This is a genomic window from Ferrovum sp. PN-J185 (genome assembly GCF_001581925.1).
Lineage (GTDB): Bacteria > Pseudomonadota > Gammaproteobacteria > Burkholderiales > Ferrovaceae > PN-J185.
Map to the genome: position 1 here is coordinate 131,717 of NZ_LQZA01000004.1, position 17,470 is coordinate 149,186.

General features: G+C 39.9%; 15 protein-coding genes and 1 pseudogene. 8 read left to right on the forward strand and 8 right to left on the reverse strand.

Annotation, left to right across the window (positions count from 1 at the left end; genetic code table 11):
- Positions 1 to 26 precede the first annotated feature (26 nt).
- The 3 genes from cgtA (at position 27) to FV185_RS08355 (ending at position 4,016) form a co-directional block, all read left to right on the forward strand.
- Positions 27 to 1,100 carry an Obg family GTPase CgtA gene (gene cgtA / locus FV185_RS08345; RefSeq protein ID WP_067496347.1) on the forward strand — a complete coding sequence of 358 codons (1,074 nt, stop codon included), beginning with the start codon at positions 27 to 29 and terminating at the stop codon, positions 1,098 to 1,100.
- Complete coding sequence (proB, locus tag FV185_RS08350; RefSeq protein WP_067496350.1) at positions 1,090 to 2,217, forward strand: glutamate 5-kinase; 1,128 nt, start codon at positions 1,090 to 1,092, stop codon at positions 2,215 to 2,217. The genes cgtA and proB overlap by 11 nt, the downstream gene beginning before the upstream one ends.
- A gap of 80 nt (positions 2,218 to 2,297) precedes the next feature.
- Entirely contained in the window at positions 2,298 to 4,016 is a 1,719-nt protein-coding gene (locus FV185_RS08355; RefSeq protein WP_067496353.1) for a proline--tRNA ligase, read from the forward strand.
- Here FV185_RS08355 and FV185_RS08360 read toward each other — a convergent pair.
- Entirely contained in the window at positions 4,013 to 4,864 is an 852-nt protein-coding gene (locus tag FV185_RS08360; protein WP_067496355.1) for a YihY family inner membrane protein, read from the reverse strand. The two genes, FV185_RS08355 and FV185_RS08360, sit on opposite strands and share 4 nt — an antisense overlap.
- On the reverse strand, positions 4,861 to 6,408 hold the full coding sequence (locus tag FV185_RS08365; protein ID WP_067496359.1) for a 2-isopropylmalate synthase: 1,548 nt from the start codon (positions 6,406 to 6,408) through the stop codon (positions 4,861 to 4,863). Before FV185_RS08365 ends, FV185_RS08360 begins: the two co-directional genes overlap by 4 nt.
- 574 nt (positions 6,409 to 6,982) lie before the next feature.
- Between FV185_RS08365 and FV185_RS08370 the strand changes: the two genes are divergently transcribed.
- From FV185_RS08370 to FV185_RS08390, 5 genes are all read left to right on the forward strand, one after another.
- Complete coding sequence (locus FV185_RS08370) at positions 6,983 to 7,606, forward strand: cytochrome b/b6 domain-containing protein (protein ID WP_067496362.1); 624 nt, start codon at positions 6,983 to 6,985, stop codon at positions 7,604 to 7,606.
- A gap of 92 nt (positions 7,607 to 7,698) precedes the next feature.
- Positions 7,699 to 8,358: a response regulator gene (locus tag FV185_RS08375; protein ID WP_067496365.1), complete on the forward strand. Its 660-nt coding sequence runs from the start codon at positions 7,699 to 7,701 to the stop codon at positions 8,356 to 8,358.
- Complete coding sequence (locus tag FV185_RS08380; RefSeq protein WP_067496370.1) at positions 8,355 to 9,695, forward strand: HAMP domain-containing histidine kinase; 1,341 nt, start codon at positions 8,355 to 8,357, stop codon at positions 9,693 to 9,695. Before FV185_RS08375 ends, FV185_RS08380 begins: the two co-directional genes overlap by 4 nt.
- 38 nt (positions 9,696 to 9,733) lie before the next feature.
- Positions 9,734 to 10,042 carry a hypothetical protein gene (locus FV185_RS08385; RefSeq protein ID WP_067496373.1) on the forward strand — a complete coding sequence of 103 codons (309 nt, stop codon included), beginning with the start codon at positions 9,734 to 9,736 and terminating at the stop codon, positions 10,040 to 10,042.
- A complete protein-coding gene (locus FV185_RS08390) occupies positions 10,030 to 11,340 on the forward strand; it encodes a hypothetical protein (protein ID WP_067496376.1) in 1,311 nt (436 codons plus the stop codon). The genes FV185_RS08385 and FV185_RS08390 overlap by 13 nt, the downstream gene beginning before the upstream one ends.
- Before the next feature lie 7 nt (positions 11,341 to 11,347).
- On the opposite strand, the gene FV185_RS08395 is transcribed toward FV185_RS08390, so the two are convergent.
- The 6 genes and pseudogenes from FV185_RS08395 to FV185_RS08420 form a co-directional block, all read right to left on the reverse strand.
- The gene (locus FV185_RS08395) at positions 11,348 to 11,995 is read right to left on the reverse strand and encodes a LutC/YkgG family protein (protein WP_067496379.1); all 648 of its coding nucleotides are present in this window, start codon (positions 11,993 to 11,995) and stop codon (positions 11,348 to 11,350) included.
- On the reverse strand, positions 11,979 to 13,394 hold the full coding sequence (locus FV185_RS08400; RefSeq protein WP_067496382.1) for a LutB/LldF family L-lactate oxidation iron-sulfur protein: 1,416 nt from the start codon (positions 13,392 to 13,394) through the stop codon (positions 11,979 to 11,981). Before FV185_RS08400 ends, FV185_RS08395 begins: the two co-directional genes overlap by 17 nt.
- 2 nt (positions 13,395 to 13,396) lie before the next feature.
- On the reverse strand, positions 13,397 to 14,125 hold the full coding sequence (locus FV185_RS08405) for a (Fe-S)-binding protein (RefSeq protein WP_067496385.1): 729 nt from the start codon (positions 14,123 to 14,125) through the stop codon (positions 13,397 to 13,399).
- Between the two features lie 15 nt (positions 14,126 to 14,140).
- Complete coding sequence (locus FV185_RS08410; RefSeq protein WP_067496388.1) at positions 14,141 to 15,061, reverse strand: serine hydrolase; 921 nt, start codon at positions 15,059 to 15,061, stop codon at positions 14,141 to 14,143.
- A 118-nt stretch (positions 15,062 to 15,179) separates the two neighbouring features.
- Positions 15,180 to 16,730: pseudogene (locus FV185_RS08415) on the reverse strand (ABCB family ABC transporter ATP-binding protein/permease); the annotation flags it as partial.
- Positions 16,731 to 17,470, reverse strand: a 740-nt coding sequence (locus FV185_RS08420; protein ID WP_067496393.1) for an IS3 family transposase, incomplete at its 5' end; no start/stop codon positions are given. It lies immediately after the preceding pseudogene.

Below are 17,470 nucleotides of genomic sequence, written 5' to 3' on the forward strand. Positions count from 1 at the left end.
TATCAACCGATAGGGCTTTTTTTATTATGAAATTTATTGATGAAGCAATAATTCAAGTTCACGCAGGAAAAGGTGGCAATGGCTCAGCCAGCTTTCGCCGGGAAAAGTATATTCCTAAAGGTGGTCCTGATGGTGGCGATGGTGGCCGTGGTGGCAGTATTTGGGCTCGTGCTGATCGAAATGTAAATACTCTGATAGATTATCGTTACGCCCGTATCCATCGTGCAAAAAATGGTGAACCTGGCCGTGGCTCAGACTGTAATGGTAAAAGTGCTGATGACATTGAATTACGCGTTCCTGTTGGCACCCTTATTAAGGATAAAGAAACAGGAGCAACGCTAGCTGATTTAACTCACCATGATGAACGCGTATTACTTGCTCGAGGTGGTCAAGGAGGCCTTGGTAATTTACATTTCAAATCCAGTACCAACCGCACCCCAAGACAATTTACTCCTGGTGAAGAGGGTGAATCCAAGGAATTACAACTAGAACTTAAAGTTCTCGCAGATATTGGTTTGCTTGGTTACCCCAATGCAGGGAAATCCACCTTTATTCGCTCTGTATCAGCAGCGCGTCCCAAAGTGGCTGATTATCCCTTTACTACCTTACATCCTAATTTAGGTGTGGTTCGTGTTGATGATAACAAGAGCTTTGTTATTGCAGATATTCCTGGGTTAATAGAGGGGGCCGCTGAAGGTGCGGGGTTAGGTCACCAATTTTTACGACACTTAACCCGTACTCGACTGATCCTACATCTAATTGATTGTGCCCCTTTAGATGAATCGATAAACATCATTGAACAAGCACACGCACTAGTAACTGAGCTTAAAAAATATGATGAAACTCTTTACCAAAAACCACGCTGGATTTTATTAAATAAAATCGACCTCTTGGATGAAGCCACTCAACAACAGGTTGTGAGTACCATTAAAGAACAGTTCAATGAACTGCCTGTATTTTCTATTTCGGCGCTTACCGGCGAGGGGACTAAGGCGGTAACCTATGCGGTAATGAACTATTTAGATACACTAAGCCCTATTGAACAAGAACCGGGTGAAATTGATAGTACACATCTAGACAACACAGCGCATGAAGAATAACTCTTTTGTTAAAAACAGCTCCCGTCTCGTCATCAAAATTGGTAGTAGCCTACTGACCAATGATGGTCAAGGTCTTGATCGCAATGCCATTAGCCAATGGGTTGAACAGATGGTAAGACTTAACAAAGAAACGAATAAAACACTGTTATTGGTGTCATCAGGTGCTGTTGCACAAGGAATGAAACGCTTAGGTTTAACTGAACGTCCACGCGAACTACCCCTATTACAAGCTGCTGCAGCTGTAGGGCAAATGGGGTTAGCGCAAATGTGGGAGAGCTGTTTTTCAGAACATGGTCTCACCACAGCACAAGTTCTGCTCACCCATGAGGATTTTGCTGATCGTACACGTTACCTTAATGCCCGCTCTACTCTGTTAACCTTAATAGACATGAATGTTATCCCTATTATTAATGAAAATGATACCGTTGCAACCGATGAAATTCGTTTAGGGGACAATGACACTTTAGGCGCTCTTGTTGCAGGTCTTGTGGATGCGGAAGGATTGATTATTCTGACTGATCAAACAGGGCTGTTCAATAAAGATCCGAGACATAATCCTGACGCGATCTTAATTCATGAGGCAACAGCAGGTGATAGTACGCTTGAATCCATGGCAGGAGGTGCTGGGTCAAGTTTAGGAAAAGGTGGCATGCTCACAAAAGTATTAGCAGCTAAACGAGCAGCCACACGTGGTGCACATACTGCTATTGTGAGTGGTCGAGAAAGTAATGTTCTTTATCGCTTAGCCCAGGGTGAGTTAATTGGAACCCAACTAATAGCCAATACCCAAAAACTCAATGCCAAACAACATTGGTTGGCGAGTCAATTACAGGTAAAAGGCCAACTTGTTTTGGATGAGGGCGCAGTATTGGCTGTAGTTAAAGAAGGAAAAAGCGTGCTACCCATCGGTGTCAAATCCCTGAGAGGACACTTTAATAGAGGTGAACTGGTGGCCTGTCTAAATCAGCAAAATCAAGAGATTGCTCGTGGTTTAATCAACTATAACAGTCAAGAAACACAACAAATTCTTGGCAAAACCAGTGATCAAATTGAAAGCACTCTTGGCTTTGTCAGTGATGAAGAGTTAATTCATAGAGATAACCTAGTCTGTTCGTAGTTACCCTCATCAGTCATAAGTAAGGCAAATCAATTCTTCAGGATAGAGTAAAATAATAGTTTTTATTATTCGAGCTATTCATGCGCGCCACACAATTTTTTATCTCTACACTCAAAGAAGCCCCCCAGGAGGCTGAATTAATCTCTCATCAGTTAATGCTTCGAGCAGGCTATATTCGCCGTCTTGGCAGTGGTTTATATACTTGGATGCCATTGGGCCTTCGAGTACTCAGAAAAATTGAGGCAATTGTACGTGAGGAAATGAATAAAGCAGAAGCTCTAGAGTTATTGATGCCCTCTGTTATCCCTGCTGAATTATGGCAAGAAACAGGACGCTGGGAAAAGTTTGGTCCACAAATGCTTAAAATTAAAGATCGACACGATCGTGATTTTTGCTATGGTCCCACACATGAAGAAGTGATTAGTGATGTAGCTCGTCGTGAAATTAAAAGCTATCGTCAATTACCTATTAATTTTTATCAAATTCAAACTAAGTTTCGTGACGAAATTCGCCCTCGTTTTGGTGTCATGCGAGCTCGTGAATTTATCATGAAAGATGCCTATTCTTTCCATGCCGATTTAACGAGCCTTGAAGACACCTATGCAGTCATGAAAGACACTTACCAACGTATATTTACACGTCTTGGTCTGAATTTTAGAGCAGTAGCCGCTGATACAGGTGCTATAGGGGGTTCTGGCTCTCATGAGTTTCATGTTCTTGCAGACTCAGGTGAAGATGCCCTCGCCTATAGCGATCAATCTGATTATGCCGCGAACGTTGAACTGGCTGAAGCAGTGATGCCTTCAGGTCAGCGCCCAGCAGCTAACTCGACTATGGAACAAGTCAATACTCCCTCAGTGACTTCATGTGAAGAGGTAGCAACATTTCTCAATCTCTCTATTCAACAGATTGTGAAGTCGCTCTTAATCATTGATCAGGAGAATAAACCCTACCTTATTCTATTAAGAGGTGATCATGAATTAAACTGGGTTAAAACAGAAAAAATTATAGTAGGAGCAAGACTTGCCAGTGCAGAAGAGTTGACTCAACTAGGTCTTTATTCAGGTTTCATAGGTCCGGTTAATCTTCCTTCTTCAGTTACTGTTCTAGCTGATCGTTCAGTGTCACTCATGGCTAACTTTGTGTGTGGTGCTAACCACATCGATAGCCATTATATTAATGTAAACTTTGGACGTGACTGCAGTGAACCTAAAGAGTATCTAGATTTAAGGAATGTCGTTGAAGGAGATCCCTCTCCTGATGGGAAAGGTTCACTGAAGCTCTGCCGTGGTATTGAAGTTGGCCATATTTTTCAGTTACGCACCAAATATGCAGAGGCCATGAATTTAACTTTCCTTGATGAAAAAGGAAAAAATAAAGTTATGGAAATGGGTTGTTATGGTATTGGAGTAAGCCGAATTGTTGCTGCTGCAATTGAACAACACCATGATAAAAATGGCATCACATTACCTTTAGCTATTGCACCTTTTTCAGTCAGTCTTATTTCCATCGGTCTTAAGAAAAGCCCATTGGTTGAAGAAACCTCCAGCCAAATTTATGACCTATTAACCCATCAAGGGATTGATGTGTTGTGGGATGACCGCGATGAACGGCTAGGCGTGATGCTCGCTGATCAAGAGCTAATGGGTATTCCATTTAGAATAGTAGTAGGTGACAAAGGTTTGCAAGAGGGAACTGTTGAAGTAAAAGGTAGACATGACAGCGAATCCAAGAAAGTGTCTTTCACTGATCTTGCACACACTCTGCGTCAATGGATTATGCCTAACGCTTTAACCTAAAGCTTCATTTTCCAAGTCGGTAAACTCGCAGTTAATACCGCACAAAACAGTACCACTGCCCATGATAATTGGATCCATAATAAAAATATGGGCAGTGCTGCGAACGCACCATAAATAATTTTATAAGCAGAGAAATGGGTGATAAACCAAGTGAGGCCATTTTTAAGCCCCTCAAAAGCAAACGCAGCAACTATCCCACCTACCAATGCGTGACGTTTTTTGACAGTCTTTCCAGGAATAATATAGTAAGCTGAGCTTAATATCAGTACCAGGGTAATCAATGAGCTCCATTGAATTGCATTATTAATTAGATGGTGACTCTCACCAACCCAACCCAAAGAGGTTTTAATCGCTGTGGTAAAAGCCCACAGGGTGACACCTAACATAACAGGCCCCCCTACTACGACGATCAAATACATCATTAAACGTGCGTACCATTGATGCTTAGGTGTACTACCCCATACTGCATTAAAGGCATGATCAACAGTCACCACTAAAGACAACACAGCAAATAGTAATACACCAAGCCCCACCACGGTTAATTGTTCAGCATGTTGTGAGAATTGTAATGTATACATACTAATCATCCGTGAGGCCACATCCGGTAATAAATTAGCCATTAAAAAGCTGCGTACACTCTTACTTATTAGTTGTGACCCTGGCATCAGAGAATACATACTCAGCGATAGCGTCACTAAGGGAATAATGGCAAATAATGTGGTAGTAGTAAGGCTAGATGCAGTTTGTAGACAACGATCTTGATGAAACTTTTTTAATACAAACCATAAAAACCCCAATGTATTTAACAATGGGGTGAGTGGGAACAACCAAATTGAAATACGTTTCACACCACTCCTGCAGACTGAGGGTTCATTCGTTGCGCTTTACTATCCAACTTATTCAATGCACTTAAATAAGCTTTTGCAGAAGCCACAACTATATCAGTGTCAGCCCCTAAGCCATTTACAATACGACCACCGCGACTCAGTCTCACTGTCACTTCTCCTTGTGACTCTGTCCCACTGGTAATATTATTTACAGAATAAAGCTGGAGCTCTGCACCACTATGAATAATCGCTTCAATAGCTTTAAATGTTGCATCAACCGGACCACTACCTGTGGACTCAGTTTGACTCTCTCTACCTTGATGAGTAATGACTAAACGGGCATAAGGCGCTTCACCTGTTTCGCAGTGTGCCGTCAATGAAATCAAACCATAAAGCTCAGCTTCAGGTTCAGTTAATTCTTCACTAACAATGGCATGAATATCTTCATCAAAAATATCATGCTTTTTATCAGCTAAATCTTTGAAACGTTGGAATGCTGTATTTAATGCCACTTCAGAATCCAGTTCAATACCTAACTCAGCAAGACGCGCTTTAAAAGCGGAACGACCAGAATGTTTACCTAATACCAATTTGTTGGTATTCCAGCCCACATCCTCAGCTCTCATAATCTCATAGGTTTCACGATGTTTTAACACACCATCTTGGTGAATACCGGATTCGTGAGCAAAGGCATTGGCTCCCACCACTGCTTTATTAGGTTGCACAGGAAAGCCTGTAATCGTCGATACTAAGCGGCTAGCAGGAACAATTTGAGTGGTATCAATACGCGTTTCCACAGGAAAAATATCATGGCGTGTTTTAATTGCCATCACAATTTCTTCTAATGCAGCGTTCCCTGCTCTCTCACCCAAGCCATTGATTGTGCACTCAACTTGACGCGCTCCTGATAACACTGCAGCCAGAGAATTGGATACAGCCAAACCTAAGTCATTGTGGCAATGAACTGAAAAAATAGCTTGGTCTGAATTAGGTACTCTCTCTATCAATGTTTTAATTAATTCACCATATTGAAAAGGAATGGCATACCCCACTGTGTCGGGGATATTAATTGTTCGCGCTCCAGCTCGAATCACTGCCTCAATCACACGACACATAAAATCAGTTTCTGATCGGACAGCATCTTCGCAAGAAAATTCTACATCATCAGTAAACTGTCTGGCTAAAGTGACTGCTTTTACTGCGGCTTCTAAGACCTGATCAGGAGCCATGCGTAACTTCTTTTCCATGTGAATGGGAGAGGTAGCAATAAAAGTATGAATTCGGCCTCGTTGTGCGGGTGCTATGGCTTCCGCTGTTCGACGAATATCATTTTCTTGGGCACGAGCCAGGCCGCAAACAGTACTGTCTTTAATGACCGATGCCACAGCTCGAACAGACTCAAAATCGCCTTGGCTTGCAGCAGGAAAACCTGCTTCGATCACATCAACACGTAATTTCTCTAATTGGCGAGCGATACGTATTTTTTCCTCTCGGGTCATTGATGCGCCTGGACTTTGTTCACCATCACGCATAGTGGTGTCAAATATAATCAGTTGTTGTTTCACGATCAGCTCCTAACTATCTGATTTGTTTAATAGAATTATCTCTATTTAAAGAGACAAGAATACAACGAATTGTGGGAATTGGATAGTTTTAGCGCGCAGAGCGCAGTAGTAGGAGGCCTAGTGAGCCACCTAAATATAGATTAAATGATGATTTGATGCATGTGTTTTTCATATAATCAATATAAAAGTTTTTTTCTTGATTAGCAAGTCATTTATACAACAGTTCTCAGTAGACTTTTTTCTTCGTTCTACAAATTGTAGACTCTGATTTTTTATTTTCTACGCATAGTTAATTAATTTTCCTTAACTGAAAACCACTAGAGAAAATGAAAAATACGCTACCAACGACTCCATTAGTTATTCGTACTGAGCTTTTTATTAAGATTCATTTAAGAAATTCATGTTTTAATTAACTTAGACAGTAAGCTGAGTGAATCAGCAATCACTGTCTCCCCCTTTCGGTGGTCTTCCCCAGACCACCTTTTTTTTACTCAAAAAATTGATAATAATAAAATTTAAGATCATATTAAGAATCAGGGACTACAATTCATGATAACTAACCGGAGAACCTATCATGGAACAACTTAGCTATGAACGGAAAAAAGTATTTGATCCTCTATTACGTATCATTCATGTATGGAATGGTGTACTCATTACCATTCAAATTTTTACTGCGTTGATTGCTGATTATATTGAAAAAGGAATTCAACGAGATACGCTGTGGCATATTCATGTGTGGGTAGGATATGGGATTGCTATCGGGCTACTATTCAGGCTTATTTGGGGAGTGATTGGGCCTAATAGTGCTAAATTCAGTGATCTATGGCATCCTCAAGTTTGGATCAATTTTATTAAAACCAGAAAATGGCTAGATACTGAACGTTGGGGACATTCTACAATGGCCAGTGCTGCTTATCTGTTATTCTATTTATTATTAATTGTAATGGTCTTAACAGGTTTAAGTCTTGCTGCAATTAAACTTAATATGGGGCCCTTAGATGGATTATTAGGTGGTAATAAGTCGTTAAAAGATTTATTTCATGAACCACATGAACTCATTTATAACTTCTTTTGGGCATTTATTCTGGTTCATATTGCAGCTTTAATATGGCATGAAGTAAAAGATAAAACGCCATTAGCTCAAGCTATGGTCAGTGGTTATTTATATCGTGTGATAAAAAAACATGATAAAGAGTAATGATACTTATAGGGTTCGGGCTGTTAATTTTATTCAATTAATTTAAAAAAATAACAGCCTAATATGAATACTAAAATAAATATGAACTAATCATGAAAATTTTATTGGTAGAAGATGATTCAATTCTAGGCGATGGGATTCGTGCCGGTTTAAAACAAGCAGGATACGCAACCGACTGGGTACAAGATGGAATGGCTGCTACTCATGCTCTCAAAACCGGTGACTATAGTGCCATGATTTTAGATCTCAATTTACCAAAGAAGTCAGGTTTAGATGTTCTTGCTGATTGTCGTAGTCAAAAAAACGCAATTCCAGTTTTAATTTTAACAGCGCGAGATACACTATCGGATAAAATCAAAGGTTTGGATAGTGGTGCTGATGATTATCTTATCAAGCCCTTTGATCTAGATGAATTATTAGCCCGAATTCGGGCGCTTGTGAGACGTAGTAGCGGACAAAGCTCTGCTGTCATAATCCGCGGAGAATTGATTCTTGATCCTGCTGCCCATACCGTTATGTTGAATAATCAAGTTATTGGCGTATCTGTTAAAGAATTCAGTATTCTTGAGCAATTATTACTCAATCAAGGGCGGGTATTCTCAAGGGAACAATTAGAAGAAAAGTTATATGGTTGGGACGATGAAATCGAAAGCAATTCAGTTGAGGTTCATATCCATCATTTACGTAAAAAACTAGGTAATGAGTTAATACGCACTATTCGCGGTATTGGTTATGTAATCGACAAACTATGACCTCCATACGACGACGTTTAATTGTTTTATTGGTCGCATTGTTATCTAGTGCCTGGTTGATGACAGCATTATTAACACGTTACGAAACGCGTGATGAAATTGATGCTGTATTTGATGCAGAGATTACGCAAGCTGCTCATATTTTACTTGGTATGGCGCGTAGAGAAAAAGAAGAGATTATTGAGCATGGTGGATTTAATCCACCTGAGAGTCAACCTTATGCCCAAACCATGCTGTATCAAGTTTGGGATAATGATGGAATTGTCATGCGCTCAATGCATGCTCCAGAAACACCATTAATTCAAAATGATCAACCTGGCTTTCAAGAAATACACTATTTAAATAAAAAATGGCGATTATTGAATGAGTGGGATAGCCATCACACTTATCATATTTTTATTGCTGAACCAGTTGCTACACGCGCCAAATTAGCACAACATATTAGCTTCCAAATACTGTTACCTACTCTGGCTTTTTTTCCTATTTTAGGTATTCTCATCTGGTTTACAGTCAGAATGGGGCTGACTCCTTTACAGCGAATACGACAAGCGATTGTAGAAAGAAATGCCTCTCGTATGGATGCGATTGATTTAGCATCAGTTCCCGATGAAGTCACTCCCCTTGCCGCCTCCATTAATGATTTACTTAATCGACTAAAACGCTCTCTTGATAGTGAAAAACAATTTACAGGAAATGCAGCTCATGAACTCAGAACACCCTTGGCTGCTATTAAAACACAAGCACAAGTTGCCATGAGAGCGGACAATGATGATGACCGTTTACATGCCTTACAACAGGTAATTCAAGGCACTGAACGTTCCACTCATTTAATCGAGCAACTACTCATCCTAGCTCGCGTTGATCCTGAAAATGCACAAAACGAAATGACTGAGGTTGAATTAAACCAGGTTATTCATAAAGTTAAATCTGATCTCACGGGTTACGCAAATCAACGGCACATTAATATACAATGCCACTGTCAGACTGATTTAAGCGTAATTGGTAATCGATGGCAACTTGAAATTGTGTTACGTAATCTACTAGATAATGCGCTACGCTATGCTCCTGAACATTCACATATCAATATTGAATTAACAGACACGCCTGAAGGAATACGTCTTGCTGTTATTGATCAAGGTAAGGGTATTGATCCGGACGAGCAAATTAACATTTTCAATCGCTTCTATCGATTAAACGGAACCACTGCACAAGGTAGTGGGCTGGGGTTATCCATTGTTCAACGCATTATTGAACTTCATCACGCCTCAATCAATATGCAACAACTTGCCAACCATAGTGGGTTTGAAGTCAGTATTCTATTTTTTAAAAAGAATTAATCTTAATTAAAAAACTTCCACTGATACAGATTATCAGCATGGATCCCATTACCTTTAGCCATGCTCCGCTCAACGCCAAAGAAGTATTCTCTGTTCGTCTTGCGATTAAGCGAAGTGGCCTACCCGAAGCTCTATGGGTCAAGGCTCGCTTATTGGATTACGACCTTAATAATATGAGCATTGAAGTATTTTTAGTTGAACTACATGAACTCAAACTAATGGTATCGTTTATTATTGAAAACACGTCTCACCTATCTCAATATGATGAATTCTCGCTGAATCGTATTTATAACAAGCTTAGTCAGCTCTTAGATGAAATACATCTTTTTTATCAATGCCAAAGATAAGTTTCAAACTATTGTCGATTAAACCAACCAGTCAAATGACTTCATTTAGACCTCTATTACTGTACTTAACTCGTGATTACTTCAAAGAGGAAGATTGGTGTTTAAGTCAGGGATTAATGGGACAAAGGGGCTTTAAAGCCACACTTAATAACAAAAAAGATATATTCAGTATGACCTACTTACTCAAAGGAGCGTTTTTACTTACCGCAAATCCACATACGCTCATGGTTCATGGCGTAATCAGTTGGCAGTCTTCCTCAACTGATTATCTATCAATCAACAAGGAACTCACTCGTTTTTTAAATCATCATCAATCGTTTTATAGTCAAGCTCTGTGGTTCACCCATACCAACACCCCTCATCCTCATGTTCATATTTTATTGTTTTCAGACCATCACCAACAACAATTACTGCGATCACTCAAACGCGATGTAAAAACTCATCATCAGGATAATTCTGACGTTAGAATTTTCTCCAAAAACGATCATAATTATGAATTTATCCATACAAAACCATTTACCTTTTATCAATGGCTTCGTCGTTATTTAAAAGATCAATTAGTAGACTACGTCGATATGCCGCACAGTAATTGGGATCAGTTTCAAACAATATTGAATTACTGTCATATTCAATTGATACCACAACACCAATCCTTTAGCTGGTCAACTTCATTAAATGGACATGTCATTCATATTAAACCTTCTCTTATTGATAAAAAATTAAGCTCACAATATCTGCTTAACAAATGGGGTCCCTATTCCCCTATCAATACAATCAATACCTTAAGTAAACTGAATTACCAACACTATTATTCATGTTTTGAAGAACATGGGACAAGAGCACTCTTTCATCAAAATCCTCTGCATGATGCACTTTCCCTAGCTCAGCTAACCCAACGCTACTATTATTCTAACAAGTCACGCTTATCCTTTAATAGTAGGACAACCAATCCTCTACATCACAAGACACACTACGCCATTATTGAACGATTGAGTGATTTAAAACTAGTATCAACTCGAGAGCATCAGCAACTAAAAAAACAACTATTAACGATGCATTCATCTCCTTTACTCGTTAATAAACAAGTCAATAAAAAAATATCTTGGCTTCATTTTTTAATTAATGAGACCTATAACAACAATGTAACTGCTAAAACATTGTTAGAGGATATTTGGCGAAACCATGAAATGCAGCCAAAGATACTGAGTGCGTTTATTAGCTCGTTGAATACAGCAGAACAACAGATTAATGGGCTACTTAAGCGATCACTGAAACATAATATTGAAATAGAACGCTGACAGCTACTTAGTAAAGAATAATATGAACACGATACGGTCCATGAGCACCGATAATAATAGTTTGTTCAATATCAGCGGTACGAGAAGGTCCTGATACAAAATTCACTGCTCTGGGTAATATCCCTTTTTCTGCCATATAAAGTGCCCAGGCATCTTCCATGTAGTTGACGATTCTCTTTTTATCTAATAGTGCAATATGAGTCTCAGGAAGTAAACTAACAGTGGAAGGCGTATTTACGCCGGAAGGTAACATTAAGGTTGCCGTTTCTGCAATAGCACAAAAGGCACCTGTCACTCCCACAAGATCATCTCCCTTAGCACTACCAACACGAACAGTGATACCTACTTCTTGCCAATTATATTGACTGAAATCTGGCCAGATAACCATCTGTCGTGGCAAGTTATATTGATTGAGATAGTTAGATACAGCTTGAGGAATAGCACTTATGTCAGATACGACTTCTGTGGTAGTAGACAATTGTTGACAGCGTTCAATAAATCGAGAAATAGGATCTTGCCATACTTGACTAGGACGTGGTCCGCGCGGTTTATCATTAATGACAGATAATGCTCTTTCACGTTCTTCAGCTAAAGGAGTGGTAGGTAAACCTAAACCACGACGAATACGGGCAAATATATTATCTCTTGCGCTCATCTTGTTGAGCCTTATATTGATCTCTAAAAGTTTTACCTGTAGGTGCCGGCATATCACGTCCCTCAGTCCAACCATCTAAACCGGGTAGCCTGTGAATGAGTCCTTTGCTCCCACCTAATACTTTTAATAACTTCACCACATGACGCGTCATGAATCCATACAGCTTAGGGTGGTTAGCGGTATAACGCCAAATAGTTACTGACAATCTTTCGTGCCATGGACGCAAACCTTGAGAAAATGAATCTTCACGTAGTACACGCATCAATTCAGGTAACGGTATTTTAACGGGACACACTACTTGACACGCACCGCATAGGGTAGAGGCCTGCGGTAAATCGAGAGCTTCTTTTAACCCCACGTAGGAGGGAGTAAGCACTGCGCCAATCGGCCCAGGGTAAACCCATCCATAAGCATGACCACCAATATTCTGATAAACAGGACAATGGTTCATACAAGCACCACATCGTATACAACGTAATGCTTGCTTTAATCGACCAGCAAGCAGACGTGAACGACCACTATCAACCAAAATGATATGAGATTGTTCAGGACCGTCAGCATTATCTGCATCACGTATACCAGTCATCACAGAAACGTAATTGGTTATACTTTGTCCAGTGGCAGAGCGCGTTAATAATCTTAATATGGTAGAGAAGTCATTTAATGTACCCAGTACCTTTTCAATACCTGTAATAGCCACATGAATACGAGGCATGGTGGTGACCATCCTACCGTTACCTTCATTAGTAACAATGGCCACTGACCCGGTCTCTGCAATTAGAAAGTTTCCACCTGAGATCCCCATATCGGCACTTAAGAAATGTGGGCGTAACTGTTCTCTTGCCTCACGGCATAATGCTGGTATATCAGTACTTTTAGGTGTGTGGTGATGTTCTGAAAACAACTCAGCCACTTCTTCCACGCTCTTATGAATAGCAGGGGCGATAATATGTGATGGAGGCTCTTTGGCTAACTGTAAAATATATTCGCCTAAATCTGTTTCTATTGCTTCTATGCCTGCCGCAATAACCGCATCATTCAGTCCAGACTCCTCACTGACCATAGACTTTGATTTAACGATTTTCTTAACTTGGTTGGCTTTAGCAATCTCAAGCACAATACGGTTTACATCATGGGCTGTTTCTGCGTAATGAACAACGGTTCCACGTTGAGTGGCTTGTTCTTCAAACAATGTCAAATAGGTATCTAAATTATCTAATGAACGGTCACGTATAGCCGCAGCAGCGACACGAATCTCTTCAAGGTTATCCACTTCCTGCATGACTTTTGCGCGCGCTTCAACAAAACGACCTCCAAATCGGCGCATATTGTTTTGCAAACGAGCATCGGATAATTTCTTTTTAACGTTTTTCTTAAACGTAAAGGAAGTGAGCTCCATGATTACTTCCCTTTATGTGTAAGTATTTCTGCCACATGTTTGACCTGTGTGGTGTTGTCACCCATTCGTCTTAACCTACCCTCAATATTCAACAAGCAACCTAAATCACCACCCACAATAACTTCCGCACCACTTTGTTGCGCATAATGACATTTGTTATCTGCCATACGGGTTGCAATATCACCTAACTTAACTGAGAAAGTACCGCCGAAACCACAACATAATTCAGCTTGATCCATTTCTTTCAAAGTTAACCCATTCATAGACTCAAGTAGTTTACGAGGCTGATGTTTAATATTCAGTTCTCTTAAGCCTGAACAGGAATCATGATAAGTGACGGTTCCTTTAAACTCATTAGGCACTATCTCAACTTTTAGAACATTGACTAAAAAGTCAGTTAATTCATAAGTACGTTGTGCAAGTGTGTTAATTTGTAGTTGTAGTTGACTGTTTTCAGGAAATAAATCCTGGTAATGAATACGTATCATCCCAGTGCAAGAGCCACTGGGAACTACCACATAATCACAACCGTTAAAGAGTTCAACAAAGCGTTTCGCAAGCGTTCTTCCAGATTCTCGATCACCTGAATTAAAACCTGGTTGGCCACAACAAGTTTGGTTATCTGGCACCACAACTTCGCAACCCGCATTCTGTAATAGCTCAATGGCAGAGAAACCAATAGATGGACGCATCATATCAATAAGACATGTAACGAAAAGACCAACTTTCATGATTTATACCTAACCTTAAAGTTGCCCTACTGTTGTGTTCTTGGTTCTGGAGCGATACTCTAACCATTGCCTTACGCGACGAGCATCATTAATACGTGCTTGGTGACCGTGAGAGTCTAATAAAACAATGACCATGGGATGACCCGTGATTTTCGCTTCCATTACTAAACATTGTCCTGATTCGTTAATATAACCAGTTTTAGATAAACCAATTTCCCAATCTTCTTTAGCAACTAAAGGATTGGTATTTTTAAAACGAACCATTTGGTGACGATAGCCTACTGGGAGCGTTACTTCCGATGTAGTAGTGATTTTATGAATTAATGGAATAGTTCTAGCTTTTTCAACCAGACGCACTAAGTCTTCTGCTGAAGATACATTTTTCCCATTGAGTCCTGAAGAATCGGCAAAGTGACTATGTATCATGCCAAGTTTTTTTGCTTCTTCATTCATTTTCGCAACAAATGCGGGTAAACCACCAGGATAGTTTCTACCTAAGGCACTGGCTGCACGATTTTCAGAGGCAATAAGAGCCATTTTCAAAAAGTTAAGTCTAGTTTCTTGCGCACCAACTCTTAAATGTGAGCTACTAAAACGTAGGGTATCAACGTCATCTTTTGATACAGTGAGAGTTTCATCTAAATTTTGATTTGACTCTAATACCACTACTGCAGTCATTAATTTAGTAATTGAAGCAATCGGTTGAATGGGGTCTGGGTTTTTTGAAAAAACCACATGATGATCTAATTCATCAATGACGAGTGCAGAGCGTGATAACAAATTAATATGTGAAGGGTCGAAAGAGACTCGATGAATTTTCCGATGGTGATGCTTATGTGTATGTTGCTGGTCAGCTGCATGTACTAAAAACGAACCACTCAAAGCGGTTAAAGAAAAAGCAACGGAAACTAACCGTAAAAGGTGTTTTGTCAGCACGTTTAAGACCCTTTTATTGTAATGCATTAACAATACAAAAAAATAGTTCTAAACGCAAGTGAAATCTACAAATTTTCCTTAAATTGATCAACTATTTACACGATTTTTGTAAGGTAAATTAAACTTCACTTTCCTGCTTCACTTTTTCTTTTTGCTGCAATACCCACATTCTTGCATACGCGCCATGTTCTGCTAATAACTCCTCGTGGCGACCACGCTCAATAATTCTTCCCTGATCCATTACAATTATTTCATCGGCATGCACAATAGTTGAAAGACGGTGCGCAATAATTAACGTAGTATGCGTTTTAGATAAAGCGGTAATCTCTTGTTGAATTTCTTTTTCCGAATGCGAGTCCAATGCAGAGGTAGCCTCATCAAAAATCAGCACATGCGGACGTTTTAATAGGGTTCTAGCTATTGCAACACGTTGTTTTTCACCACCTGACAGCTTCAATCCACGTTCACCCACTACCGTGTCATACCCTTCAGGTAAACTTGCAATAAACCCATCAATATGGGCAGCTTTTGCTGCTGCAATCACTTCGTCACGAGTTGCTTGAGGGCGACCATAAGCAATATTATAAAAAATCGTGTCGTTGAATAACACCGTATCTTGAGGAACAATACCAATGGCTGCACGAAGACTATGTTGACTCAAGTCACGTATATCATGTCCATTAATAGTAATACTGCCACTTTGAATGTCATAAAAACGAAAGAGTAGACGTGACAACGTCGACTTCCCTGCCCCACTGTGTCCCACCACAGCAACAGTTTTCCCAGGATTAATAGTCAGACTCACCTGATGCAAAATGGGACGACGAGCATCATAAGCAAAATCCACTGTATTAAAACAAACCTGTGGTGCGTCTTTTAATACCAATTCCGTTGCATTGTCTTTATCTTTCACTTCAGCATTCACTGAAAGCAAACGAAACATGCGATCCATATCTGCGAGAGATTGTTTAATCTCACGATAAATGACACCTAAAAAATTGAGAGGAATATACAGTTGTAGTAAAAGAGAGTTAATAAGTACCAAATCGCCAATAGATAAGTGACCTTGATAAACGCCAAGTGCTGCACGGTACATCAGGATAGTAGCACCCAAACCAATAATAAGACTTTGAGACGCATTTAAAAGAGCAAGTGAAGTCTGGCTTTTAACAGAAGCGCTTTCCCATTTTTCTAGGTTTTCATCGTAACGTTTAGCTTCCCATGACTCGTTACCAAAATACTTAACCGTCTCATAATTGATTAAACTATCAATAGCTCGCGCATTTGCTCTTGAATCTAATTCGTTCATACGCCGTCTATATTGCGTTCTCCATTCGGTTATAACGACAGTAATAGCAATATAGATAACCAAAGTAATCAATGTAATCAACGCAAACCAGATGTCGTATTTCCAAGCCAAAATACTTGCAACCAGCAGTATTTCAACCAAAGTTGGCATAATACTAAAGAGGGTAAAACGCATTAGTGACTCAATACCTCTTGTTCCTCGCTCAATATCTCGTGACATCCCACCTGTTTGACGCTCAAGATGGAAACGAAGATTAAGAGAATGCAAATGCCTAAAAACCGTTAATGCAATACGACGAATGGCACTTTGCGTAACCTTAGCAAAAACACCATGGCATTCCCCCAATTTTGTAGACATACTTCATAACGCAGTTTGACGTTTTTCAAACTCCATAGGACTCAATTGCATGAGATGTTTGTGGCGTCTCGTTCGATTGTAAAAGCCTTCTATATAGTCAAATATTTCCGACTTCGCCTCTGATCTTGTTGGATATATCCTTCGCTTGATCAGCTCACTTTTTAAGCTACTAAAAAATGATTCTGCAACCGCATTATCCCAACAATTTCCTCTTCGACTCATGCTGGGGCTTAATTGATTGTCTTTGCACCAGCGATTAAACTCATCGCTGCCAAACTGGCTGCCCTGATCGGAATGAATGATGATTTCTCCTTTGGGTTTTCGTCTCCATTTAGCCATTGTTAATGCATCTAAAACAATTTTGGTCTCCAAGCTGTTTCTCATGCTCCAGCCAATCACAGCCCTAGAGTAAAGATCAATCACTACAGTCAAATACAGCCACCCTTCATAGGTTCGAATATATGTAATATCCGTCACCCAAGCTTGATCGGGATGATCATATGTGAATTGTCGCTGCAACTTATTGGGAGCAACCTGTGAAGGCCTTCCTACTTTATATCGTGGACGTTTGTATCCCCGCACTGACTTGATTTGCGCTACTTTCATGAGGCGTGCTATGCGATTTTCACCGCAATGAATTCCTGCCTCTTTCAAATCGGTATAAATCCTTGGACTCCCATAAATGCCGTTACTTAAATCATAAAAATGTCGAATTTGTCGAGACAACGACTCATTAGCTACAG

What these genes read in the sequence shown, in the direction of transcription:
- FV185_RS08400 (WP_067496382.1), bottom strand. Translation starts at nt 13,394, where the DNA reads ATGGAGCTCACTTCCTTTACGTTTAAGAAAAACGTTAAAAAGAAATTA.
- FV185_RS08355 (WP_067496353.1), top strand. Translation starts at nt 2,298, where the DNA reads ATGCGCGCCACACAATTTTTTATCTCTACACTCAAAGAAGCCCCCCAG.
- proB (WP_067496350.1), top strand. Translation starts at nt 1,090, where the DNA reads ATGAAGAATAACTCTTTTGTTAAAAACAGCTCCCGTCTCGTCATCAAA.
- FV185_RS08390 (WP_067496376.1), top strand. Translation starts at nt 10,030, where the DNA reads ATGCCAAAGATAAGTTTCAAACTATTGTCGATTAAACCAACCAGTCAA.
- FV185_RS08375 (WP_067496365.1), top strand. Translation starts at nt 7,699, where the DNA reads ATGAAAATTTTATTGGTAGAAGATGATTCAATTCTAGGCGATGGGATT.
- FV185_RS08405 (WP_067496385.1), bottom strand. Translation starts at nt 14,125, where the DNA reads ATGAAAGTTGGTCTTTTCGTTACATGTCTTATTGATATGATGCGTCCA.
- FV185_RS08385 (WP_067496373.1), top strand. Translation starts at nt 9,734, where the DNA reads ATGGATCCCATTACCTTTAGCCATGCTCCGCTCAACGCCAAAGAAGTA.
- FV185_RS08370 (WP_067496362.1), top strand. Translation starts at nt 6,983, where the DNA reads ATGGAACAACTTAGCTATGAACGGAAAAAAGTATTTGATCCTCTATTA.
- FV185_RS08395 (WP_067496379.1), bottom strand. Translation starts at nt 11,995, where the DNA reads ATGAGCGCAAGAGATAATATATTTGCCCGTATTCGTCGTGGTTTAGGT.
- cgtA (WP_067496347.1), top strand. Translation starts at nt 27, where the DNA reads ATGAAATTTATTGATGAAGCAATAATTCAAGTTCACGCAGGAAAAGGT.
- FV185_RS08380 (WP_067496370.1), top strand. Translation starts at nt 8,355, where the DNA reads ATGACCTCCATACGACGACGTTTAATTGTTTTATTGGTCGCATTGTTA.